Source organism: Euzebya tangerina (genome assembly GCF_003074135.1).
Lineage (GTDB): Bacteria > Actinomycetota > Nitriliruptoria > Euzebyales > Euzebyaceae > Euzebya > Euzebya tangerina.
This window is the reverse complement of the sequence record NZ_PPDK01000001.1, coordinates 793,437-815,900: the sequence shown is the minus strand read 5'-3', so window position 1 is coordinate 815,900 and position 22,464 is coordinate 793,437. Positions and strand designations below refer to the sequence as shown.

Genomic DNA, 22,464 nt, shown 5'->3' with positions numbered 1-22,464 from the left:
GCACCCGCCAATCACGTGCGCCTCTCCTGGCTGCCCGCATGGCCAAGGGTCGGTCTACTACGGTCAAGTAGTTTACGTTTGATGCAAATGGTCCGCTTACCGACGTGGCGCCTGCGGGTGACCGTTTTGATCCTCGTGGCTGTTCTCGCATCCTCGACATCGGCGGCATCGGCGCAGACCCAGTCGGACCTCGAGGAACTGGAGAATCGGATCGATGAGGCCGAGGACGAGTCATCGGGCATCCAGGACGAGATCGAGGGGACGGTGGCGCAGTTGGACGTGATCGTGGCTGCGCAGCGAGAGACCCAAGCCACGCTCAACGAGTTGGAGTCCGAACTGGGCGAAGCGGAAGCCGACCTTGAGGACCGCGAGCGTGTCCTGGCGGCCACGCAGGCTCAGCTGGACCAGACCGCCGCCAGACTGGAGACGACGGAAACCGAACTCCAGACTGCCGAAACCGAGTTCGGAGAATCGGTGAGGCAGGAGTACATGTCCACCGCCCCAACGGGGGTGACCGCACTCCTCAGCGTTCGCCGCGCCGCCGATGTCTCCGTGGCATCAAGTTACCTGGAACGCATAACGCAAGACCAACTGAGCGGCGCTGAGCAACTCGAGGTACTGCGCGCCACGCTTGCGGCCGACCGCGACGAACGAGCGCGGCTGCGATCGCTACGCGAGGGACAGCGGGCAGCCGCAGCCGCCGAGAGAGACAACGTCGCGTCACTGGTCAGGCAGCAGGCGGAGCTCGTTGCGGCCCAGCAGGCTCAGGCCGAGGAGAAGCAGGGAGTGCTGGCCGCCTTGCAGCGCGACCGGGAGTCTGCAACTGCGCTGGTGGCAGAGCTCGAGCAGGAGTCGGATGAACTGCGACAGGAACTGGCCGAGATCGCCGCGCGCCAAGAGGCTGAACGCGTGGCAGCGGCCGAAGCCGCAGCAGCGGCAGCGGAGTCAGCTGAGGAGACGGATGCAGCGGCCGCGGCCTCGACGTCTTCGTTCACTGGTGACGATGATTCGGCAGCGTCGACCTCTGCCGCACGTCCATCGGACGGCGACAGCGACCCGACCGATCCACCAGTGGATGACGATGCGGCGGCAGGGGAAGCAGGCACCTCTACGGCGGAGCCCGATGTGGCGCAGGCGGCCCCCGTTGATCAGACCGTTTCCTCCGGTGGGTTCTCCATACCGGTGGCTGGCCGGGTCAGTTCTGAATTCGGGTATCGGATCCATCCGATCAGCGGGGTCAGCAAGCTGCACGCCGGCATGGACATCGCCGCGCCGGGGGGCACCCCAATCGGTGCAGCTGGTGCAGGAACGGTCATCTTCGCCGGTTGGCGAGGCGGGTATGGGAACGCTGTGATCATCGATCACGGCGGAGGGATCACCACGCTGTACGCCCACCAGTCGCAACTGGCGTCCAGCACTGGTGATGTTGTCTCGCAAGGCCAAGTCATCGGCTATGTCGGCACCACGGGCTACTCGACTGGGAACCACCTTCATTGGGAAGTCCGCGACGCTGGCTCACCGGTCGACCCGCGCTCCCACATGTGACAACCTCAGATCGGGGGAACACCAACCCAGACATGGTGAGCAGCGAACACCGCGACGGACACGACAAGCGCCGTGCCTGTAGCCAGCGCCGGAGCTGGTGACTGTCGTGGCAACGGCTCACAGCACCGCCCATCCCCCAGCAAGGCCCGAATTCGTAGGTCAGTCGCCGTCACGAACCCGACGAGCAACGATCGCGCCTGCGGCATCTTGAGCAGGGCTGAGGCCAATCCACGACGGCTCGCGCCCTCGGCCATGGCTGCCCGATCGGCTCGAATCTCCATCGCGGCGACACTGCGTTCCACCAACTCCTGACCGCCCGGCAGCCGACGGATGACGCGACCTAGCCCTTCAATCACGGCCCGCCGGACCGGATCCCAAGATTTGGTATGCGCCAACTCGTGGAAGATCACGGCCTTCAATTCGTCTCGCTCCAGCATGCCGAGCAAGCGGTCGTCGATGTAGATCCTGGGAGTCCACAGTCCCGCCACGAACGCGCGGCCATCAAGCGACCCGCACCACACCAAGACCCCCTCGACGGTTCGTGAGGTGGTCTGCCGGCTCGCCGCCCGCGCAATTCGATACTGCACGACCAACTGGCCAGCCACCAAGGCTGCAACCGCGGCGAGGAGTAGCCCGAACGCACCGAGCAGATGGGCGGGCCCCGCATGGCCTACCACGAGACCAATGAGGCACGTGGCCGTCAACGACGCCGCGAGGCCCTGCGGAACCAACCACTTACTCATCTGCCTCGACCATCGCGATCACCATCTCGAGCAAGTCCGGGTCCGCGTGTTCAAGCGCGCCTGCGAAGTGAACGAGCGCCGCATCGCCGTACCGTGCGACAAGTTGCGCTACTTCCGCACCACTCATGTGTTCGAGCAGTTCTTCATCGCTGTAGCGCGGTGTGTACTGGTAGCCGCGCCCTGGCTTGCTGCGAGATAGCCATCCCTTGTCCGTCAGTCGAACCAGAACCGTCATCACGGTCGTGTACGCCAACGCCTCGTTGGCTCCGCGGCTCTCGTTCAGCCGCTTGTGGACTGAGGACACCGTGGCCGATCCCTGGTCCCAGAGATCCTGCATCACCGCATGTTCCAACGAGCCGAGAAGCTCCTTCAGCCGCGCATTTGACGTCGGCGTAGCCACGGACCTGCTCCAAACAACATCGGTGATTTGGGAACCTCGAGAGTACCGCGAAGCGCGAAAGGCCCAACCCTGTTGCTACGACTGACTCGTAGTATTGGGTGAATGGCCGACCAACGTCCAACCGCCGCCCGACTACCGTTGAGCATCAGATCCGGCACCGCAGTTGCCGCGGGAGCGTTGCTTGCGTCCAGCCTTCCGCCCCGCGGATGGTGGCCGCTGGGAGTCGCGGGCATCGGCCTGCTCGGTGCCACGCTTCGCGACGTCACAGCGCGGTGTCGATTCCTGCTGGGGGCGCTTGCAGGCGCAACGCTGCTGACGGTCGGTTTGTGGTGGGCGACCGGTCTCCATTTCGGCGGGGGGATCGTGCTCATCGCATGCCAGGGACTCCTCTTCGGGCTGATCGGTCCGCTGGTCAATCCGGTTAGACCGTGGACGGCCTTGACCGGCGCAGTCGTGCTCGTCGAGGCATTGCGGTGGCGTTGGCCGCTGAGCGGCCTTCCGTTTGCCAGTCCGGTCCTGGGACAAGTGGACGCACCTTGGGTCGCTATCGCTCCTCTGGCTGGCTCTCTCGGTGTTCTCTTGGTGACGGCAGCAGTTGGCGGCGCACTGGCGGCGGGTCTCGCTGCAGGACGAGGGAAGGCGATCACCATGGCAGCCTTCTCACTTGCCTTGACACCCTTCGTCCTGTCAGGCCCGTGGCCAGTGTCTGTCGAGAACGGTCGGGCGGATGTAGTTCGTGTCGCAATCGTGCAAGGCGGTGGACCGACCGGTACGTCGGCCGCGACAGGCGATCCCGCTGTTCCGCTACGCCGTGCACTTGCCCTCAGTGCCGACATCCCGGAAGAGACTGATCTCGTCGTGTGGGCCGAGAACGTCATTCAGGTGTCCTTCCCCTTCGAGGACAGCGACGTGGCGGCGTCGTTGGGGGTACTGGCAGCAGAGAACCATACGACGATGCTGGTCGGTGTGACCGAGAACGACGACGCTCTGGGCGAGGTTCCTCGCTTTCGCAATGCGGCAGTCGTTGTGGAAGGGGATGGTCAGGTGGGTGACCGCTACGAGAAGGTGATCAGGGTGCCGTTCGGGGAGTACGTCCCGTTACGTGATCTGCTGGCTCGGGTGGTCGATCTCAGCCGCGTGCCCCGAGATGCGATCGTGGGTGAAGGTCCGCCGACCGTTCAGACTTCACTCGGCACCATCGGGACGGTCATCTCGTTCGAGGCGATGTTCCCACAGCGCGTCCGGGCTGCCGTTTCCGCAGGAGGTCAATTCCTCGTGGTGCCGACGAACGCGTCATCCTACGTCGGGCCAGACGTGCCAGCACAACAACTGGCAGGTGCCCGTCTGCGCGCCATGGAGACGGGCAGGGCGATAGCCCAAGCTGCCCCGACCGGCTATTCGGCCATCATCGACCCGGACGGGACGGTCAGGCGGCTGAGCCAGCTCGGCTCCGGAGAGGTTCTGACGGGCGAAGTCATGAAGCGGACGGCCTTGACGCCGTTCGTACGGTTCGGGGACGGTCCGACGCTACTGGCAGCGTCTGTTTTCGTGGGCGTGGCTTGGGCCCCGACCGCCTACTCCCGTTGGTCTAGAAGCCGTTCCATGTACTCGATCTCGCTGGACTGACTGGTCGCCATCGCGGTAGCCAATGCTTGCACCACGGCGTTGTCCGTCCGCTCCAAGGCCGCCTCCGCCATGTCCACACCGCCAATGTGGTGAGCGATCATCAGTTCCAAGAAGAGGCGCTCGGCCTCGGCATCCTCAGCCTCGCGGAGGGCTGCGAGTTGGTCGGACGTTGCCATTCCCATCATGGGCATGCCGCCCATGCCCATCCACGACATTGAAGACTCCGCCCCGGCGCGCGGTAGACCCCACAGATCCAGCCACCCGCCCATCTGTCCGATCTGTGCCTGTTGAGATAGGGCCATGTCTTCTGCGAGCACCAGGATGTCCTCGTCCGTGCTTCGATCCATGATCAGCAGGGACATCTCGACCGCCTGCGCATGGTGCATCGACATGTCCCTTGCAAACCCTGCTTCTGCCGACGAATCATCCGGGGAGGGTGTCACGAGAAGCACGGTGGCCAGAGCGGCACCGACCAAGGCGGCCACCAGTAGTCCTCCGATCCGTATCCACCGCGGCGAGGTGGTGTCCATCGAGTCTGACTCCTGCACGGCCGTCAAACGGGCTCTCCGATCCCTCGGGTGCAGACAGCGCCAGGCTCCGGGGTCTGTGGGCCCTGCTCGAAGGCGCGAATGAACGCTTCGATGCGGGGATCGTCGGCGCCGTCGAGGGTCAGTTGTTTACCCCACGCTGACGCGACCACGGGAGACGGGAGTTCTTCGTCAGCGGGAGATACCAACACGTAGCCACCGGCCAGGTCCTGCAGTGTCGACACCTGGTCATCGGCAAGGTCTGGATCGAAGGTGAGCCAGACGGCACCATGCTCCAAGGAATGCACGGCGTTTTCCTCACCGACTGGTTCATCGTAGAAGCCGCAGTTCTGCCACACCGGGGAGTGCGGGCCGCCGGCCGCAGGGGTGGTCGGGTAGTCAACTTCCTCCTCGGTATGCGTCCGATCTTCCGCCGCAACGTCTGTCGTCCCTTCCGGCTCCGCGCCCGGGACGACACTACGTATGCCGCTGACGATCAGGAAGCCTGCTGCGGCTGTGCCCACAACGACCATGACTCCTGTAGTCAGCCATCGGCGGCGTGCTTCCCGCGTGGCGTTCTCCCGTTCGCGTTCCAGACGCTCCTGTCGTCTGAGCTTCTGCCGTTCGCGCTTGGTCACGCTACGGGGTGATTGATTGTCGTCCATGGTTTGCCTTTCCAGGTCGTCATCTAGTGTCATATCGCTCGCCGCAGGCTCAGCCGCCACGCAGTCGCGCGAGTCGTCGGCCGTGGCGGCCTTGCCGCTTTCCGAGTAGTCCAAGACCCGCACAGGCGTACGTATCATGGGCGTCCCCCAACTCCTGGCGTCTCCGGTAGCCAGCCCTCGCACGGCCGCAACAACGCGCCTCACTGGCCATGCAGCCGCCCCAGCCTGCCCAAGGAGGGCCGCTAGTCGCGGTCTCGTCAGGCAGTACGTCGGGGCGGCGGCCCTCGACTCAGGAGCCCGGAGGAGAGAGTGTGGCGAACCCACCGGCGGTTCCTTGCCACGCTCGGTCGACGTGCCCTCCCCTGCAGACAGGGGACGCTGTCAATCAACCCCACAGCAAGTGTCAGGATCGCTGTGCCCACAGCCGTTGTACTCAAGTGGGCCAGCAGCACACCAACAGGCGTCAGAAGAAGCCAAGGATCAAGCAACAGATGCGAACCGAATCCACCTATCAATCCAGCTTCGAGCAGCAAGTATCCGCCCAGAACAAGCGACTTGGGTCCCAAAGAGCCGAGAGTTCTTTCGGTTCGAGTGCCCTGCTCCCGCCAGACGACGTTTGCGACGAGTAGTGCCGCAGCCGCTACCGCAAGGGGAACGTGCACGCGGTGGGAAGGATGGTCCCTATCCAGATGCAGCACGTGAACGACGAATCCCGTCGCCGCATGCGCGACAACAGCAGCCAGGAGGCACGAGCCGGCATCCGAGAGACGCTGCATCACGACGGTCAGCGTATCGCGACGGACGTATCGCTACTGGGTCAGTCGTTCGGCAAACCGGTGTAGCCAGTAGCCGGCAGTTCCCAGGCAGTCGCTTCAAGCCAGCGCCGGGGTTAGCTGGGGCGTGGACCTGACAACTGTGACTCCGGCGGACACCGCGGATGCGCTGGTGAAGCGTTGCCATCCATTGATGACACACAATCACGACCCGTGCCTAGATCTGACGACACCGCCGTGGTCGACACCATCGCCTCTCGGACGGTCGATGCGGCGCTGGTCCTCGGGCGACCAGAAGGGGTTTCCATGCCGGCTTCTCGGTGGCCGACGACGCCGCAGTGGACGGTGTACTCGCCGGCCGGGATGGTGTGGAGTGGGTAGAGGGTTTGGTCCCCTGGGAGTATGGCGAGGTGGATGCGGATGTCGTTGGGGAGTCCTTCAACGCTGAAGCCGTGGGGTGCGATCGGCGCCGGGTGGCGTAGGCCTGCCACAGGGCTGATATCCGCATAATCAGACTCCGCGAATCCACGCTCCGGGATGCCCGTCGAAGATGTCGGCGGGGAGCGGCCGCGCTCAGGTCGACTTGCTACTTGCCGACTCAAGAAGTACGGCAATCGCCTGCGCTCCCGGAGTGAAACGTCCCCAGGGCGCGCCACGTAGGACTGGAAACACCAGATGGCTGAGCTACCAGCGGAACTTCGGTATGAAGGCGATGCGGTTACCGACGGTTCCATGAACGTCACCGACTTCAGCGAGTCCCTGTTGGGATTCACCGAAGCCGTGCAGGAACTGCAGCGCCAGCAGTCCCCAGATCACCCAGATATCGAGGTGCGGATCCGGACGACCCGGGACGGCTCGTTTATTGCCGAAATCACGCTTGCACATAGCTCTGGTGGGCTGGCCCATCAACTGGCATCCGCAGACGCCTTCCAGCTCACAACAGGACTGGCCACGCTGGCATCTACGTTCTACCTCGTTGTCGAAGAAGTCAAGCGACGCAAGGGTTGGCCAGTACGAAAGACGGCACTGGCCCAAGATGAGGTCGAGATCGAGTGGCCGGACGGGACCGCGGAGGTGGTGTCACGGCGGGTCAGCGACGCCCTGACATCGCGCCCGATTCGCATGGCCCTTCTTCGTTGGATACAGCCGGCTCGCGGAGGCATTCGCCGCATCCGAGCCCGCATCGGCACTCAACGCGAGACCTCTGTTGAGGCTGGCGACATCGGTGCCTTTGAGGTCATTGGCGACCCTGTGCAGATCGATACCTACCTCGACGACGCCACACTCGACATCCGTGCAGTGGCTCTGGATCCGTCAGAGAAGTGGCGAGTCCTCCTCCGCGGGCAGTCGGCGTGGGTGAGGATCGAGGACCAGCGCTTTGTTGAGCGTGTGGCAGCCGGCGAGATCGCGTTCGCCGAAGGGGACAAGCTCGTGGTCCAACTCTCGACGACCGTCTTGGAGGACGTCGACGGAGGCAAGTCCTATGAGCACAACGTGATCCGTGTGATCGACCATCAGCACCCGCCCAAGACCCGTCATCTCTGGGACGAGGAAGCGTGAGCGAGCGCAGGCCAGGGTCTGGCTGACCAATGAGTTGGCACAGCTATCGTGACCCCCCTATCGGGAGACGCGGAAGCTCGAGCACACAGCTTGCTTCCGCGCGCTGGCGGCGTCAGCGACGCGACTCCTTGCCGGGATCCGCGATGCGGCGGGTACTGGGTGCCTCTTCCTGAGGCACGAGAGGGTCGTCTTGCGTGGATTGCTACCAGATCTCAGTGCGACTTCCATTTGATCGGAGACGTCGTTCGGGGTCGTGTCTCCGGGTGGCGACCGCTCTGGTGACGTGCTTGGTAAAATCCGCGGCTCGGTCCGCCAATGTGGGCCTTTCGTTGGTTGAGTTGTCGATGTCAGGTTCTCCGGGCCAGCAGGCCTGTCGGGTTGGTTGGTCGTGGTCGGCTCGTGTTCCGGAGGTGGCGGTCCATTCTCGGAGTCGGTCGCGACAGTCGGCAAAGTCTCGGTGCCAGTTGATGGGGGCTGATCCGTGTGCGTTTGGTGCGTAGGCGGCTTTCCAGTGGGTGTGGAGGGCGGATAGTTCCCAGACCAGTTCGGGGTGGCGGTGCCAGAAGGGCGGCAGGATGCTGGCGGGGAGGCCGTAGGTTCGTCGGAGCCAGTTCACCCATGCGTTGAGTTCGTACCATGCGGCTTCGAGCTCTTCGGGGGAGAGGGTTCGCCAGTTGGTCGGCGTCACTGCAGGGCCGGGAGTGAAGTCTGGAAATGACGACGCCGGCGCGTTGAGCGTGGCGGGCTCAGGCAGTCCCAACGCAGACAACGGTGACCCGTTGAGATCGGTCGCCAGCCAGGTGCTATCGCCATCCATCGCGGCAGTTCCCCCGGGTGTCGTTTCCTGCTCTGGCCTCATGGTTCGTCTCCCCTGGGACTGCCCTGACTCTGTCCTGAAGGTCTGGGAGTTGGGTCCGCGCGATGGTTGTGGGTCTGGCCAGCTGTTTGGCGAAGGGCTGCTTGGGTGGCTGATTGCTGTCGTGTGAGGTGTTTGGCGTCGCGGCGGTCTGTCCAGGGGCGGAGTCGGGTGATGATGGGGGGTGTGGTGCGGAGCATGGTGATGGCGGTGCCGAAGGGGAGGGTGCGGAGGGTGTCTGGGGGCATGACGGGCTGGCGGCGTGTGGCGGTTTGGGTGGATCGCCCGCCTCGGGTGTCGATGGTGGTGGTGTGGACGGTGTGGTCGTGGTCGCCGATGAGGGTGGTGAGGTCCTGGAGGTCGCGGCTGTTGGAGGCGCCGCCGAGGATGATTTTGGTGATGGCGGCGTCCCAGATGGCGGTGGCGGCGTGGTTGCCCCAGCGGGTTCTGGCTTGGGCGAGTGATTGGAGGACGGGCATGGTGGTGATGCCGGTGCCGCCGCCTTCGGCCATGAGGGTTGGCAGTGATGGGAGGGGTGCGAGGTTGCCGATCTCGTCCAGGGCGAGGAGGAGTGGTGGGTCGAGTCGTGCGCCGGGGGCGGTGGCGCCGAGGGTGCGGGCGGTCTCGACGATGTCTTCGATGAGGGCGGCGACGAGTGGTGCTGCGTTGCTGGCGCCGGTGCCGGTGGCGAGCAGGTAGAGGGTGCCGCCTTCTTGGAGGAAGGTTTCGGGGTCGAGGTGGTTGTCTTCTGCGCGTGGTGTGATGGCGTCGAGGACGCGGGGGTCGGCGAGTGGTGCGAAGGCGAGGGAGACGCCTTGCCAGATGGAGTCGCGGGTGCGGGGGTCGGCGTTGACAGTGGCGTCGAGGCTGTCGGCCCAGCCGGTGGCGGCGTCGGGGTGGGTGTGGAGGGTGGCGACGGCGTCGGCGGCGCTGGCGGGGTTGAGTGCCCAGCGGTAGATGGTTGATGGTGGCTGGTGGTCGAGGGCGGCGGCGTGGAGGAGTGCTTGGATGGCGGTTCTGGTCTTGCCTTCCCAGAAGCTGCTGTTGTCGACGCTGCCGCTGTTCATGCCGGTTGAGGCGGACAGCCCGGCGGCGCGGATCATGGCGGTGAGTGGTTGGTTGCAGCCGCGGAGGAGGGACCATCGGGGCCCTGGGTGCAGGCCGGGTGCGAGCTGTTGGGGGTCAAAGATGGCGACCGGACCGCGCGCGGCGCGGGCGGTGAGTGTGGCGGTGAGGTTGTCGGGGCGGGTGCTGGTGGTGATGACGGCGCCGGGGGCGTCCAGGATGCTGTTGATGACGATGTGCAGGCCTTTGCCGGACCGGGGCGGGCCGATGAGCAGGATGGAGTCCTCGACGGTGGCCCAGACCTTGCGGCCTCGGGCGGTACCGAGGAAGTAGCCAACATCGGAGGCGGCCGGCCGGTCCAGTGATGGCCGCAGGGTGCGGCCCTTGCGCCGGGTTGTTCGGGTCCCTGCGGCGCGTGTGATCTGGGCCCGGCTGGCCGTGCCAGGCAGCCGGAGCGGGTCAGTCCCGTGGGTCGGTATTGGCTTGGCGACTTGTCGGGTCAGGATGAGCAGTCCGAGGACTGCGATGAGGAGCAGGGTGGCGGTGGTCCAGAACAGCCACGGTTGCAGGTCTGGCTGTCCCAGCGCCGTTGCAGGGTTGGCGGGGTCGCGGAGGATGGCCAGCCCGCCGTGTCCTGGCGTGGACGTTGTGGGGAGTTGTTGGAGGGTCGCGGCGATGTGCCCCGCGGCTCGGAGGACGAGCTCGACCGTGACAACACCGAACAACAAGAATAGGCCGATGGTGACGCCTGGCCCGGCATGATCGCGGGGCGGGGTCATCACGTCGGGGTGTGGAGGTGGTGGTGGCCGGAGGTGACCCCGACGGCAAGTAGGGGGCGGTGCCGGTCCCGTCGTCGCAGCCGGGGCGGGTGGACACACCCGTCCTGATCGGCAGTAGGTGTGCAGTGGACCGGCGCAAGGTGCACGCGCTCCCCCGGCCAGAACCCGGCGAGCGCGGCCGGTGCTGCCTGGCGGGTCTGTCGTGGGTCTTTCAAGCTGGTCGGCGGGTCTGTGAGGGAGGGAGGTGGGGTGAGGAGGTCGAGGTGGACGGTGTCGCCGTCGTGGTAGTGGACGGTGACGGGGCGTCCGTGGCTGTCAGACATGTGGCTGAGCAGTCGGCCAAGCTCCCGCCGCCTGATCGGTCGGGGGACCGGCCGACCATTGATCGTCATCGACAGGGTGTCGGTGTCGATGGGGGTGAGGTGGATGGCTGCCGGCTGGGTGGCGTGTCTCATGGGGTGGCCATCCGTTGGGTGGTGTCGAACAGGGCGGCTTCGTCGGGGTGAAGTTGGTGTTGGATGAGGAGGGAGCGGTCTTTGATTCGCCACAGGCCTTGGCCGGTTCCCAGGGTCGGAAGCAGCCGGCGTTCGGTGCCGGTCAGGCCCAGCTGGTCGGCGGTGGGGCCGAGTTGGTCGGACTCTTGCCGGTAGATGATGCGGGTCTCGGCGTTGGCGAGGAGTGATGCGGCCAGGGCGTGCTCGGCGGTGCCGTGGTTGCCGACGGTGTCGAGGTCGGAGAGTTTGTGGAAGATCAGCATGTTGGCGATGCCGTAGTGGCGGGCGAGTCGCCACTGGGCGTCCATGCGCCGCAGGAGTGGCGGGTGGGACATCAGCCGCCATGCCTCGTCATAGATCACCCACCGCCGGCCGCCGGCCGGGTCCAGAAGAGCGGGTTCCATCCACGCTGACGCGCAGGTCATCAGCACCGAGGTGAGCGTGGTGTTGCTGGCGACTTGGGAGAGGTCGAGGGACAGCATCGGCAGTGAGGGATCCAGGGCGACGGTGGAGGGGCCGTCGAAGAGCCCGGCGAGATCGCCGGCGACGAGCCGCCGGAGGGCGTGGGCGAGGTCTCTGCCGTCCTCGATCAGCCTCGGGTCGACATTGGGGGCGGGGGCGAGGAGGTGGTCGACCACTCCGGGGAGGGTTGGGGTGGTGCAGGTCGTGACGGTGTTGTGGAGGGCGGTGTCGATGGCGGTGTGTTCGGTGGGGGCCAGTGGCCGGGCAAGGATGGTCTCGGCGAGCGCGCCGATGAGGTCGCGTCGTCGCGCAGCCACCTGGAGTTGCCAGGTGTGCGGTTGGGTGTTGTCGGGTCGGGTGCCGGCGTCCAGGGGGTTGAGTCGGTGGGGCAGGCCGTGGCCGAGGGTGATGGCCTGACCGCCGACCGCCTTGGCGATGGGGGTGTGTTCGCCTTTGGGGTCGCCGGGCACGTAGACCTGGTAGCCGAAGGGGATGGAGCGGGTGTACAGGGACTTGGCGAGGGCAGACTTGCCGGCGCCGACGATCCCGGCGATGACAATGTTGGGGGCCGTGATGCGGCCCTGCTGGTAAAGGACCCACGGGTCGTAGGTGAAGCTGCCGCCGCTGTGCAGGTCCTGGCCGACGAACATGCCGGCCGGGCCAAGGCCGCTCTCCGCCAGGAACGGGTAGATCCCGGCGAGTGCAGCGGAGGTGTCCCGGTGGGCCGGGACGCGAAGCGGCCGACCCAATCCGGAGGCGTGCCGGTCCTGCCCGCCGCGCCGACGGCGACGTCGGGTGGCGGCCGGTCTCACCGGTGGAGTCCGTCGTCTCGGCCGCCCCGCCGGGTCGGCGATTGCGGCTGTGGTGGGCGAACCGGGGTGGCTGTCTGGCGGGTGGGCGGTGGCCAGCTGATGCGGCCGTTGCGGGCCCAGGCGGCATCGACGATCGCGCCAGCCTGGGAGATGAGGGCCGCGGCATCGCGGAGGTGGGTGGCGGCGGCGGATGCGTCGGCGTGGCCGGTCGCCTGGCTGCCCCGGGTGTGGGCGTACGGGGCCTCCTCGTCGTGCCAATGCGCGACCGCACGGAGGACCGCGTCGAGTGACGCCATGCCGGCATGCACAGCGCCAAGCAGCTGGTAGGCCTCCGCCGGCTCCATCGACCCGCGGCTGGCGTCTGCCAGCCGCTGCAGTGCGACACGGGCCGAGTCGGCCGCGATGGCCGTGGTGGGGTCAGGGGGCGTGGGCATGGCTGCATCACCTTTCAGGGTGGTTGCGGTCTGGCTCGATTGCGGCCGGATCAGACGCTGGCGAGGGTGTTCTTGGTCTGGCCGGCTAGAGGCCGCGGCACAGCGGCAGGGCGGCGGCGATGAGCGCTTGGGGTTGCTGGCCGACGAGGAGACGGGTGTCGCAGGACGCTTGGATGGCGGCCTGTTGGATCTGGGCGGTCGCAGCCTGGAGCTGATCGAGAGTGGGAGCGGAGATCGCGATCAGAGCGGCGTAGCGCAACAGGCCGTGCCCTGCGGTGAGGTCGGCCTCCTGTTGGAGAACGTCGTGGTACTCCGCAGTGCGGTCAACGTGTTCGGTCTGGCCGATCCGTACGCGTTGGGCAGCGTCGGCCTGGTACTCGGTCTTGGACCGCCGGATCGACCGGGCGGCAGTCTCCGCCGGGACCGGCTCGGCGATGAGGGTGATGGTCCGTCTGACACCGGAGGCCAGGACAATGGGGGCGATGAACCCGGGATAGACCTGGGACCGCGGCCAGGCCGAGATCCACAGCACGGCGTGGTGGGCGGAGTCAGTCCGCAGCCCGTCCCACCGCTCATCCAGTGCAACCGGGCCGACCTCGGCGATGTCGAGATGCTCCCCCAGCCGTTCCAGGCCCGCGGCCATTGACGGGTCATAGGTCGTCCGGATGCGCGTGGCGAGCCGGTGGGGGGTGATCCAGGTCGGCGTGGTGAGGTCTGCGGCTTGGGCTGCGGAGGCGATGGTGGTCATCTCCTGCCGGAGCACGGCTGCGGCACCGGTCAGCCCGCCACCGGCCGCCCGGATCTGTCGGGCTGCGCCGGCAATATCCAGGGCGATGGCGATGCTGGTCTGGTGCCGCTGGGCGGTGGGCCCGGCGGCCTTGATGAGGGCCGCGTAGGTCTGGGCCACCCAGGAGCCGTCATCGCTGCCGTGCTGCTCCCACCACTCGTTCAGGGCGTTGCCGGAGTCCGGCACTGCCTCCTCCAGCACTTGGACTCGGGCGATTTGGCCGGAGCGGCAGATGGTGGCCAGCAGCCGTCCCCACCCGTGGACGCGGCGTTGCTGGTCGGCGCCATCTTGCAGCGCGAAGGTGCGGTGGGAGACTTCGGCGATGGTGATCAGCCAACGTCGGGTCGGGTCATGCAGCATGACCGTGCCGGTCTGGCTGTCGGTGTACTGGACCAGGGAGCCGGTGTCGCCGGGCAGGTCCACCACCCCGGTCGGCCGCGGCATGAGGTCTCGCCGCCGCAGTCGGGTCTGACCGCGGTGGCGACGAAGCAGCCAGGCAGCCACCGTCGGCAGCCAGGCCACAACCGGGCGGCCCCCGACACGCGCCACCGTCAGAAGCAGTGCCGGCACCCAGACGGGAGCGGCGACCAGCACCCCGGAGGTTCCGGCGATGTACAGGCCGGCAAGGAGCGCCACGAGAGCCACGCTGCCCGCGACCAGCTGACCCAGGGTGAGGCCCAGCAGGATGCCTCGTGCGGGGAGCCGGGCCAGCCGAACGGGATCGAGCTGCGGCTGTGTCGTCGGGCCCGTCATGTCGCATCACTCGGCGGGCCGGCTGGACCGGGGTGGGGGTTGGGTGGCGCAGGGCGCCCGGCCGCACGATCGGGTTGGGACACGGGCGGCTGGTGGATGGCCGCTTGGGTCTGCTGGCTGGTCTGGGCTGCGACGGCCTTGCCGAGCTTCGGGCCAGCCGATGCGGCGGCGGAGACCACACCAGCCGCCACACCAACACCCCCTGCAGCACCGGCGGCCCCGCCCGCGGCTCCGGCCTGGCCAGCGCCGGCCCCGGAGGCTCCCGCGGCGCCGGTTGGGCCAGCAGCCCCGGGCTGCCCGGCCGCCCCGCCCACAGGGCCGGGTGTCTGACCTGTGGGGCTGCCGGTGGGGTTGATGACGCGTGCAGGGTCGCGTCGGGGCATGTTGGGTCTGGGGATGCTTCTGGCCAGCGCCCCTTTTGTGTCCTGCTCGGCGCTGGTGAGCTGGTAGCTGTCGATGCCGGCGAAGGAGAGGAACTTGTAGGCCATGTACGGCGCGAACGCGGCGACGAGCAGCAGCACGATGCCCGCAACGGCATCAGAGACCGAAGCAAGGTCGGCCTCGATGGGCGAGGCGATCTGGGCGGTGGCGACCAGGAAGATGATGACCATCACCACCTTGGCGACGATCAGCGCGAGCACGAACGATGCCCACTTGGCAAACCACCCTCGGGTGGCGTCCCAGGAGTACCCCGCCAGCGCAATCGGCGCCAACACCACTGCCACCAGCAGCAGGGCTTTGCGGATGAACAGGCTGGACCACACCAGCGCTGCCGCCGTGATCATCAGCCCGGCGAGGAAGATGGTCACGATCGCCCCGGCACCGGCCGCGTTGACGGTGACACCACCCAAGGCCACGGCGGCGACAGCGAGCTCCTCGCCCAGCTGGGTCATGCTGGTCCCGGCAGCCTGAACGATCACCACCACGAGTTGGTCGGTGATCTCCAAGCCCAGCCCAACCATCCCGACCGCAAGGAAGGAGCCGAGCAGCCCTTTGGCGATACCGAGCAGCGCACCGGACAGGGCGCGGGGGTCGCGGCGGAGCAGCCCGCCGATCAGCTGGAGCAGGAACAGGATGGCCATTAACCAGACCGCCAGGCCGAAGACCAGGTTGTACACGCCGATGTAGGCGGGGCTGGTCAGATCCACCGAGGTGGTGGTGTCAAAGAGCTGCCACAGCGACTCGATCATCCACGCTGCAGCGCCGCCCATCGCCTCGGCCAGCCACGCAAACGGGGCCGCGACCAGCGTCGCCGCGCCCTCGCCGGCGCTGGCACACACCGCCGCGATGGCCGGGACATCACAGATGCCCATCACACCACCCCGGCTTCACATATCTGGTGTGGGATGCGTGTGGGTGGCATCAGGCGACGCCTTGGCCGACGCCCCAGAAGAAGTTGATCAGGCTGACCGACGCGCCACAGATCACCGCCGCGCCACAGGACACCAGCACCCCGAGCTTGCCGCGGCCGGCCAGGTGCGGGTTAGCGCTGTTGGCCCCAAACCCCCACACCACAGCGGAGATGATCAACGCCAGGACCGACAAGACCAGACCCATGGTCATCGCCGCCCCCACGATCTGACGGAGGCTTGCAATGCCAGGCAGCCCTGTCTCGTTCGGCGTGATCGAGATCTGGGCCACCACCAACGATGTGGCAACAACGGACAGAGCAGACATAGACACTTCTCCCTCGCACAGGATCGGACTGGTCAACCAGGGGGCGGTCCCTCATCACACAGGTACACACCAGCCCCCACCGCTGGGCCTTTGGTTGGTAGCGGTCGTGTGCGCGCGTGGGTGGGGCTAGAGGCGGCTGCCGATGCGGATCAGGAAGCTGATCAGCACCGTGGCTGAGCCAACCAGGACGGTTGCGGCGATCGCTACGCCCAGTCCCGTCCGGGCTCGCTGGGCTACACGGGGGTTCCCGACCGCTGTTGCCAGGGCCCACGCGACGCCAGAGCCGATCAGCACCGCAACGGCTACGACCAGGACGATGGTGGCCAGTGCTCCTGCGGTGTCGCCCAAGCCGTCAATCCGGGCGATGGCGTCAAGGTCAGGGAACACACGCGGTTCCAGTGCTGTGGCCACAGCCGGTCAGGACAGCCTGGTCGGGGTGTCAGAGATGCGGGTGCAGGTCCCGTCATAGATCACACGGTTGCTGTTGAGGGTGAAGGAGACCGACTCATCCGCCCAGTTGACCTGGGCGTTGAACAGCCTGGAGGACGAGAGGCTGTCCCATGACAGGATTCGGGCGCTGTCGTTGCCGAAGTCGCCGTCGACCGCGTAGTTCTGCTCGATGCGCTCCGGGATCACCCCGTCATCTGCGAACTCCACCAGCGGGACACCATCCACGACCGACCACCGTCCGGTGGAGACATCCTCGCGACGGACGCCCATGCCCTGAGTCATGAACGCGCCGTTCTCCCACACCGAGATCCGGCCGCTGGCCGTCAACATCCCGCCGCTGCTGTACCGGGTCTGATCCTCCGGGGGCGCGGCCTCGAACTCCCGGTAGTCGTCCAACCCTTCGGCCACCTCCTCAAAGGCCGCCGGCGGCCCGTCATGCCGCTCGTTGGCAAAGCTGCCCTCCCCGGCCTGGGTGCCCTGACACGCCCAAGTGCCAACCGCCCAGCCCTCCAACCCCGATCCGCCACCCACCGTCATCACCAGGGCGATGACCGTCATCCCGGCCGCCAAGGCAACCCCGACCCAGGGCCGGTCCCGCAACACATCCATCACTGCCATATCCATCTCCCGTCTTCCAACACGGGTCACTGTGACCCAGTTCGACATCTGGCTGGCCCGACGGGCCATCAGCAGGTCTGACGGCCCAACCATCACCCGTGTGTCAACAAACTCCCGACTCGCTCGGTTCTGACGTCTCTGCGGCCGATTCTTGTCGCTGACGGTCAGGATGGTCAATCAAGCATCGACGGTGATGTGGAGGTGGTCGAAGTGGCCGCCCGTCGGGTCGCGTGGGTCATGCATCCCGCCGCCGTTGTAGGGACGCCAGCCCTCTACCGCCCGGGCCCGGCTCCATATCTGCCCCTGCCAGATCAGGTAGGTCACCCCGAGCGCCTCGTCGTGGGTCTGTAGCCACTGCGTCATCGCCCAGCCCGCAGCGACCGCGTCGGCGTCGGGGAACGCACCGATGGGGTTGCCGAACGTGACATCGCACGCCCGGCCAAGCGGATGCTCCGACCGGCTGCCCGGTCGCTCCGACCAGCACACCCACTCGCTGGCTGGGAACGCAGGGCGGGCCTGAGCAACGAGGTGGGCCAGCCGGGGAGTGACCTGGCCGCCCGTGCCGGTCGGGTCGGCAACCAACCCACCATCGGGCCCCTGGAACGGAAAAGGCGGGCCTCCCTGCTGGCATGCGGGCTGGGTGGGGCCGTCAAGTGGGGTGGCGTGGTGGGTGGTGAGCCAGACCTCGGGGTCCATAGCGGGGTGGGAGGGGCCGCCGGGACGGATCTCCAGATGCAGGTGGGGTCCAGTCGAGCGGCCCTGCGAGCCAACCTGGCCGATCTGTTGCCCCGCCACCACTGGATCGCCGATGGCCACGCCGATGCCGTGATCCCACATGTGCCGGTACACCGACGTCACCACCACCCCGCCGACCTGGTGTTCCACGATGATCCGGTTGCCGCCACTGCTGGAGGGTCCGGCAGCCACCACGATCCCATCAGCCACCGAGGCGATCGGGGTGCCATCGGGGGCGGCGAAGTCCAGCCCCGCGTGCAGCCGCTGCACCGACGGATCGATCGGGTCCGCCCGAACCCCAAAGCCCGAGGAGATCCGATACGACCCGTCGGGAACGGGCAGCACCACACCTCCCACCGACGGCGGCCCAGCAGCGCTGGTGAGTTCCGCCACAAGGGTTCGGGCGACTGGCTCCCAGGTGGCGTAGCGGTCCGGATGCGCGGAGACCTCCACGCGCTGGGCGGCCACCGCGACCGGCACGACGGTCCAGTCGGGGATGTCCAGCAGACCGGGCGGCGACCCGCCATTTGGTCCGGTCGGACCGCCGAAGAACGCCCTGGCCTGGAAGGTGGGGTCCATCAGCTCCGCGACCGTCCCCCAGCCCATCGATGGGCGCATCTGAAACAGCCCCAACGAGTCATGGTCCCCGCCGTCCCCATCGTTGGGCAACGCCCCCGAGGACGGATGGGCCGCGGTGTTGGCCAGCATCCGCAGACTGGACTCGGTCAACGCCGCCGTCACCGCCACCACGACGCCCCGCGCGCCAACCCCGGGCGTCCCCAACCCGACTGTGATGATCGTGGCCGCATGCTCAAGCTGCGACCCGCGCACCACCACCCTGCTGCCGTCCGCAGTCTCTGCGACCACCTGATCAAGGGTCTCACCGGGCAGCCGCCCGGCTTGCGATCGTGCACACGTGGATCCGGCCGACATGCCAGACAGCACCGCCACACCGGTCAGCATCGTGGGCGGGACCAGCAGCGCGCCAACCAAAGCCAGCACAACGAGCAGATGCTTCACAGCGACTCTCCGTGGCTAGTCGAGCGGGTCGTTCAGACCAGAGAGCCGCAACACATGACAATCACCGGTCTGATCAGGGCAGGCGATCAGCACGGTGAACACAACCAGCTCGACCCGGCGCACCGCCTGCCCACGGACCACGCCGTCCCGGACCCGCTCCCCTCGAACCGTCAACGCCTCCGCACCAACAGGCAGCCGCTCGGCCTCAGTTTCGGCAATGCCAGCCCAGGAATCCGGGACTGACACGTCGGTGATGGTCAGCGTCTGGGACACGTCATGGGCGGCGAGCTGCTCCCACGCCTGAACCGTTGGCAGGTAAGACTCAAGATCGGCGAGCAGCCCGGCGGTCTCCCACCCCGACGGATCCCCCAGACCGACCACCATGGCCTGGACCGCCGCACGGTCAGGCCCGTCGACGGTGTCCCACACAAACAACGCCGACGCCACCTGCCGCACAAGCCGCACGTCGGGTCGATCCGCCACGGCATCAGTCGGCCCAGCCAGATTGACCGACGAGGTGGCGGCGCCGCCCTGCTCCGTCGAGCTCTGCTCAACAACAGGGCTACCGGCGTCCACATGGGACGCCTGTCGGAGCAAGCCCCAGCTTCCAACAACGGCAACCACCAGGCTGACCGCGACACTCATCGCGACCAGCGGTGCTCGATCGAATTCCTGTGCCCGCACACGCAGCTCCCTGATTCAGATTCGACACCGGTTCATCCCAGAGGTGCACCGGGCCCTCCTGCCAGGGGCATACGGGGTCAGGCTGCTTGGATTGTGTCCCGGGCCTGTCGTGCCGCGTCCAGGAAGGTTGTCGTGGCGGTCACGATGGCCTCGAACTCGGCCCACTGCTCGGCGTTGAGACCCCTGCCGATCTCGACCGGATCAAACCGCCTGTCCCACCCACCCAACTCGCCCCACACCAGCCAGAACGCCCTGACCGCCCGACGCCGCGCCTTTAGCCCACGATCCTCCTCCACCGGCGGCCGGACCGGCCGCCCACCCGCAGCCTCACCGGCTTGCTGCTGTTCAAAGGGCGCTCGTGGTCCAGGTCCTGGCGTCCTTGGTTCGCTGGGGTCTGCGGTCGAGTTGAGGAAGCTCTGGTAGTGGCCGTTGACGGTGCCGTCCCGCTCGATGGCCGCCAACGCCGACTCGGCCCGTTCGCGAACCGTCTCGGCGATGGTGGGGTCCTCTGCGATGCGTTGGAGTCGGCCAACCTGTTCCAGCCGGGTGTAGCCGTTCCGGCCGGTCACGAACTGTGCGGCACGGGACCTCGACGTCCGATCATCCGGTGCTGTCGAATCGACAGGACCGTCACGACCCGACCGATCCGTCGCAGCGGCCTCGGACTGGAAACGGCTGCGCTGCTGCCGTCGGGCATTGTCTTCTGAGATCAGCGCCTTCATCTCCCGATACAGCCCGGCAGCCTCGATCGGCGTCAGCTCCTTGCGTTGCGCGTTGTCATGCTGCTCCGCCAGCAACTGCTCCAACCGGCCGGAGATGCCAGCCCGGACCCACACCGAGATCTCTCGCATCCCCAGCCGCCGTGCCGCCTCCAACCGGCGTGCGCCACACAACAACAGCCCCTCCGGGGTGATCGTGATCGGCTGCAACAACCCCAGCCGCCGAATTGAGTCCACCAGATCATCAAGATCACCCAGATCCCGACGATGACGCCGACCAACCGTGATTGATCCCAGTGGCCGATCCACCTCCACAAATCCCGCACGGCTACCCACCATCAACCACCACACCGCCGCCACGGAGAGGAGGCGCAGACAGCACCTCAGGACTGGCAGCCAGCGTGGCGACGCTGTCCCCCAGCAGCAGCCGCGCAATCAGTCCATCCCGCAGAACGCCCGTCCCGGACGGGTGTCCCAAGGTCAGACGCAACAGCACGATCCAACACTCGTGAGACAGATCCAGTCGGACACGGATCGCCTTGTCCCGACGCAACGACTCATACGCCGCACGACGCGCCCCAATGTCGGCCACTTGCCCACACACGTACTCAACGGCCATCTCCACCTGCACCCGCGGCCACCCCAGACCGACCAGCACGTCAGCAACCTGGTAGGCCACGGCGAACGGAGGCTCTGGATCGTTCGGCTGATCGGCAGTCTGCAGGGCTGGGTGAAACTCGATGAGTTCCTGATCGCGGTCGCTGAACCGCTCCGCGTCATGAAACACCGAGTAGCTGGCACGCCTCGCCCGGTTGACTGACGTCAACAGCCCTGCCGCCCGGTGCTCCGCAATCAACGTCGCCCGCACCGCCACCGTCACCACCGCCCACGGATCCGCCGCGGTCCGAGTCGACGGGTACAGCATCGCCTCAAACGCAGCCGCAGCAGCATCCTCCGCAGACTGCCCGAACTTGCGGGCCAACCCGGCATACCGCTCCCCCGCGTAGCGCAGCAGCGCGGCCGCCTCCCCGTCGGTCCGCCACGCCCCCTGCCCACCGGCATGAAGCCGATCCAACGTCGTACGAAGTCCCTTCGACGTGAGGAACCCCGGTTGGCTGAGAGCTTCCACGTCAGAACATGCGTCCATGGACGTCCCACCCCCGCTCGTCAACCTGCAACAGCGGTTCCATGCGCCGGAACCCGACCGGATGATCTGACAACGCATTGGCTAGCCGCAACCAGATGCTCTCGCCCAGCTCAGCCACGGACTCCCGGTATGCCCCGACGTCTACGTGCCGATGAACCCGTTTTCCCCCAAACAACAGCATCAGGCCGGCCGCACCTTCGGGGACAAAGAACGCCGCGGTCCGGTCCGCGGTGTACTCCTGCGCCCGCGTCAGACTCCGATCGAGCCGTACAAGGCCGGGAAGGAACCGGATCGCTGTGCGCCATAGCGCCACATGCCCACACCTGATATGCGCCAACTCGTGCGCCAGAACGAAACGGACAGTGTCCCACTCATCCAGCTCATAGCCGACGTCGACCAGATCACTGGACAACACCACATAGCCACGACGCACGCGACACTTCGCCGCAAACCCATTCACCCTCCCGTTGCCATTGACTACGAACAGACGTGGCCGGTAGCCCAATCCCATCCGCTCCACCAACGACTCGTAGAGTCCAAACAGATCAGGCAACTGATTCGGCGATACCGGCACCGCGTTGATGATCTGCGACCAGAACAACCAGCGGATCGCAACAGCCGCCACCACCGGAGCAAGCAGCCCTACCGTGGAGCCCAGCGCCCACTCCGGAACCGACCGGTCCTGCCAAATGAAGTAGCCCGCCGTCACCGCACCGGCCATCGTGACCAAGCTGCACAGCCACAGCAGCGGCACCTCGGCCCAGTGGCGCACCATCGACGCTGGGGGCGAGACCGGTCTGTCCCCGCCTTCAGAAGGAATCCTCGTACAGGCTCCAGCACACCCGCGTCCGGCAGTCATAGATGCATCCACGGCACAACAAGTCTCCGCTCCTCGAATTGGCAGATCTGCTGGGTTGGACGAGGCGAGCGGCCTGGCTGTGTCAACGAGTTTGCTGGCACCCTCTATCCGTAGGGCCATGGCGGGCGACACCTTCGCCCTGTCTTCGGTGGTCAGTTCCAACCGACGGCGTAGGGCCTCGACGTTCGGCCAATCGATCCGCACTGGGTACGACGACGTCTACCCGGCGGACCGCGCGACCACGCACCGCCAAGTTAATCGGCTCTAGGAACGC

The 22,464-nt window shown here is 66.8% G+C and carries 22 protein-coding genes; 4 read left to right on the top strand and 18 right to left on the bottom strand.

Annotated features, from left to right (window positions below; genetic code table 11):
- Nucleotides 1–135 precede the first annotated feature (135 nt).
- Complete coding sequence (locus tag C1746_RS03840; protein ID WP_162867354.1) at nucleotides 136–1,545, top strand: M23 family metallopeptidase; 1,410 nt, start codon at nucleotides 136–138, stop codon at nucleotides 1,543–1,545.
- A gap of 5 nt (nucleotides 1,546–1,550) precedes the next feature.
- On the opposite strand, the gene C1746_RS03835 is transcribed toward C1746_RS03840, so the two are convergent.
- Nucleotides 1,551–2,288, bottom strand: coding sequence for a M56 family metallopeptidase (locus C1746_RS03835; protein ID WP_116713362.1), 738 nt, complete (start codon nucleotides 2,286–2,288; stop codon nucleotides 1,551–1,553).
- The gene (locus tag C1746_RS03830; RefSeq protein WP_162867353.1) at nucleotides 2,281–2,688 is read right to left on the bottom strand and encodes a BlaI/MecI/CopY family transcriptional regulator; all 408 of its coding nucleotides are present in this window, start codon (nucleotides 2,686–2,688) and stop codon (nucleotides 2,281–2,283) included. Before C1746_RS03830 ends, C1746_RS03835 begins: the two co-directional genes overlap by 8 nt.
- A gap of 177 nt (nucleotides 2,689–2,865) precedes the next feature.
- On the opposite strand from C1746_RS03830, the gene lnt reads away from it, so the two are divergent.
- A complete protein-coding gene (gene lnt, locus C1746_RS03825; protein WP_162867352.1) occupies nucleotides 2,866–4,314 on the top strand; it encodes an apolipoprotein N-acyltransferase in 1,449 nt (482 codons plus the stop codon).
- Here the strand turns inward: lnt and C1746_RS03820 are convergent.
- Both C1746_RS03820 and C1746_RS03815 read right to left on the bottom strand, forming a co-directional pair.
- A complete protein-coding gene (locus C1746_RS03820; RefSeq protein WP_116715554.1) occupies nucleotides 4,263–4,844 on the bottom strand; it encodes a DUF305 domain-containing protein in 582 nt (193 codons plus the stop codon). The two genes, lnt and C1746_RS03820, sit on opposite strands and share 52 nt — an antisense overlap.
- Nucleotides 4,845–4,867: 23 nt before the next feature.
- Nucleotides 4,868–5,620 (bottom strand): DUF3105 domain-containing protein, encoded by a 753-nt coding sequence (locus C1746_RS03815; RefSeq protein WP_205711691.1) that lies wholly within the window; start codon nucleotides 5,618–5,620, stop codon nucleotides 4,868–4,870.
- An 872-nt stretch (nucleotides 5,621–6,492) separates the two neighbouring features.
- On the opposite strand from C1746_RS03815, the gene C1746_RS21880 reads away from it, so the two are divergent.
- A complete protein-coding gene (locus tag C1746_RS21880; protein ID WP_162867351.1) occupies nucleotides 6,493–6,660 on the top strand; it encodes a hypothetical protein in 168 nt (55 codons plus the stop codon).
- Between the two features lie 294 nt (nucleotides 6,661–6,954).
- Nucleotides 6,955–7,839 (top strand): LAPAL motif-containing putative phage structural protein, encoded by an 885-nt coding sequence (locus C1746_RS03810; protein ID WP_162867350.1) that lies wholly within the window; start codon nucleotides 6,955–6,957, stop codon nucleotides 7,837–7,839.
- Nucleotides 7,840–8,694: 855 nt separating this feature from the next.
- Here the strand turns inward: C1746_RS03810 and C1746_RS03805 are convergent.
- From C1746_RS03805 to C1746_RS03740, 14 genes are all read right to left on the bottom strand, one after another.
- A complete protein-coding gene (locus tag C1746_RS03805) occupies nucleotides 8,695–10,539 on the bottom strand; it encodes a type IV secretory system conjugative DNA transfer family protein (protein ID WP_116713358.1) in 1,845 nt (614 codons plus the stop codon).
- Nucleotides 10,539–10,994, bottom strand: a complete 456-nt coding sequence (locus C1746_RS03800; protein WP_116713357.1) for a hypothetical protein — start codon at nucleotides 10,992–10,994, stop codon at nucleotides 10,539–10,541. Before C1746_RS03800 ends, C1746_RS03805 begins: the two co-directional genes overlap by 1 nt.
- The gene (locus C1746_RS03795) at nucleotides 10,991–12,307 is read right to left on the bottom strand and encodes a TraC family protein (protein WP_205711689.1); all 1,317 of its coding nucleotides are present in this window, start codon (nucleotides 12,305–12,307) and stop codon (nucleotides 10,991–10,993) included. Before C1746_RS03795 ends, C1746_RS03800 begins: the two co-directional genes overlap by 4 nt.
- Nucleotides 12,304–12,741 (bottom strand): hypothetical protein, encoded by a 438-nt coding sequence (locus C1746_RS03790; protein WP_116713356.1) that lies wholly within the window; start codon nucleotides 12,739–12,741, stop codon nucleotides 12,304–12,306. Before C1746_RS03790 ends, C1746_RS03795 begins: the two co-directional genes overlap by 4 nt.
- Nucleotides 12,742–12,826: 85 nt before the next feature.
- On the bottom strand, nucleotides 12,827–14,281 hold the full coding sequence (locus tag C1746_RS03785) for an SCO6880 family protein (protein WP_116713355.1): 1,455 nt from the start codon (nucleotides 14,279–14,281) through the stop codon (nucleotides 12,827–12,829).
- Nucleotides 14,278–15,594, bottom strand: coding sequence for a TrbL/VirB6 family protein (locus tag C1746_RS03780; protein ID WP_116713354.1), 1,317 nt, complete (start codon nucleotides 15,592–15,594; stop codon nucleotides 14,278–14,280). The genes C1746_RS03785 and C1746_RS03780 overlap by 4 nt, the downstream gene beginning before the upstream one ends.
- Before the next feature lie 49 nt (nucleotides 15,595–15,643).
- Nucleotides 15,644–15,958, bottom strand: a complete 315-nt coding sequence (locus C1746_RS03775; RefSeq protein ID WP_116713353.1) for a DUF6112 family protein — start codon at nucleotides 15,956–15,958, stop codon at nucleotides 15,644–15,646.
- A 126-nt stretch (nucleotides 15,959–16,084) separates the two neighbouring features.
- A complete protein-coding gene (locus tag C1746_RS03770; protein ID WP_205711688.1) occupies nucleotides 16,085–16,345 on the bottom strand; it encodes a DUF6112 family protein in 261 nt (86 codons plus the stop codon).
- Nucleotides 16,346–16,375: 30 nt separating this feature from the next.
- Entirely contained in the window at nucleotides 16,376–17,026 is a 651-nt protein-coding gene (locus C1746_RS03765; protein ID WP_162867349.1) for a hypothetical protein, read from the bottom strand.
- A 177-nt stretch (nucleotides 17,027–17,203) separates the two neighbouring features.
- On the bottom strand, nucleotides 17,204–18,781 hold the full coding sequence (locus C1746_RS03760; RefSeq protein WP_205711687.1) for a M23 family metallopeptidase: 1,578 nt from the start codon (nucleotides 18,779–18,781) through the stop codon (nucleotides 17,204–17,206).
- A gap of 15 nt (nucleotides 18,782–18,796) precedes the next feature.
- Nucleotides 18,797–19,465 carry a hypothetical protein gene (locus tag C1746_RS03755; RefSeq protein ID WP_116713350.1) on the bottom strand — a complete coding sequence of 223 codons (669 nt, stop codon included), beginning with the start codon at nucleotides 19,463–19,465 and terminating at the stop codon, nucleotides 18,797–18,799.
- Nucleotides 19,466–19,542: 77 nt separating this feature from the next.
- The gene (locus C1746_RS03750; protein WP_276309950.1) at nucleotides 19,543–20,523 is read right to left on the bottom strand and encodes a ParB N-terminal domain-containing protein; all 981 of its coding nucleotides are present in this window, start codon (nucleotides 20,521–20,523) and stop codon (nucleotides 19,543–19,545) included.
- Complete coding sequence (locus C1746_RS03745; RefSeq protein ID WP_116713348.1) at nucleotides 20,513–21,313, bottom strand: serine/arginine repetitive matrix protein 2; 801 nt, start codon at nucleotides 21,311–21,313, stop codon at nucleotides 20,513–20,515. The genes C1746_RS03750 and C1746_RS03745 overlap by 11 nt, the downstream gene beginning before the upstream one ends.
- 1 nt (nucleotide 21,314) lies before the next feature.
- A complete protein-coding gene (locus tag C1746_RS03740; protein ID WP_162867347.1) occupies nucleotides 21,315–22,106 on the bottom strand; it encodes a M48 family metallopeptidase in 792 nt (263 codons plus the stop codon).
- Nucleotides 22,107–22,464 lie beyond the last annotated feature (358 nt).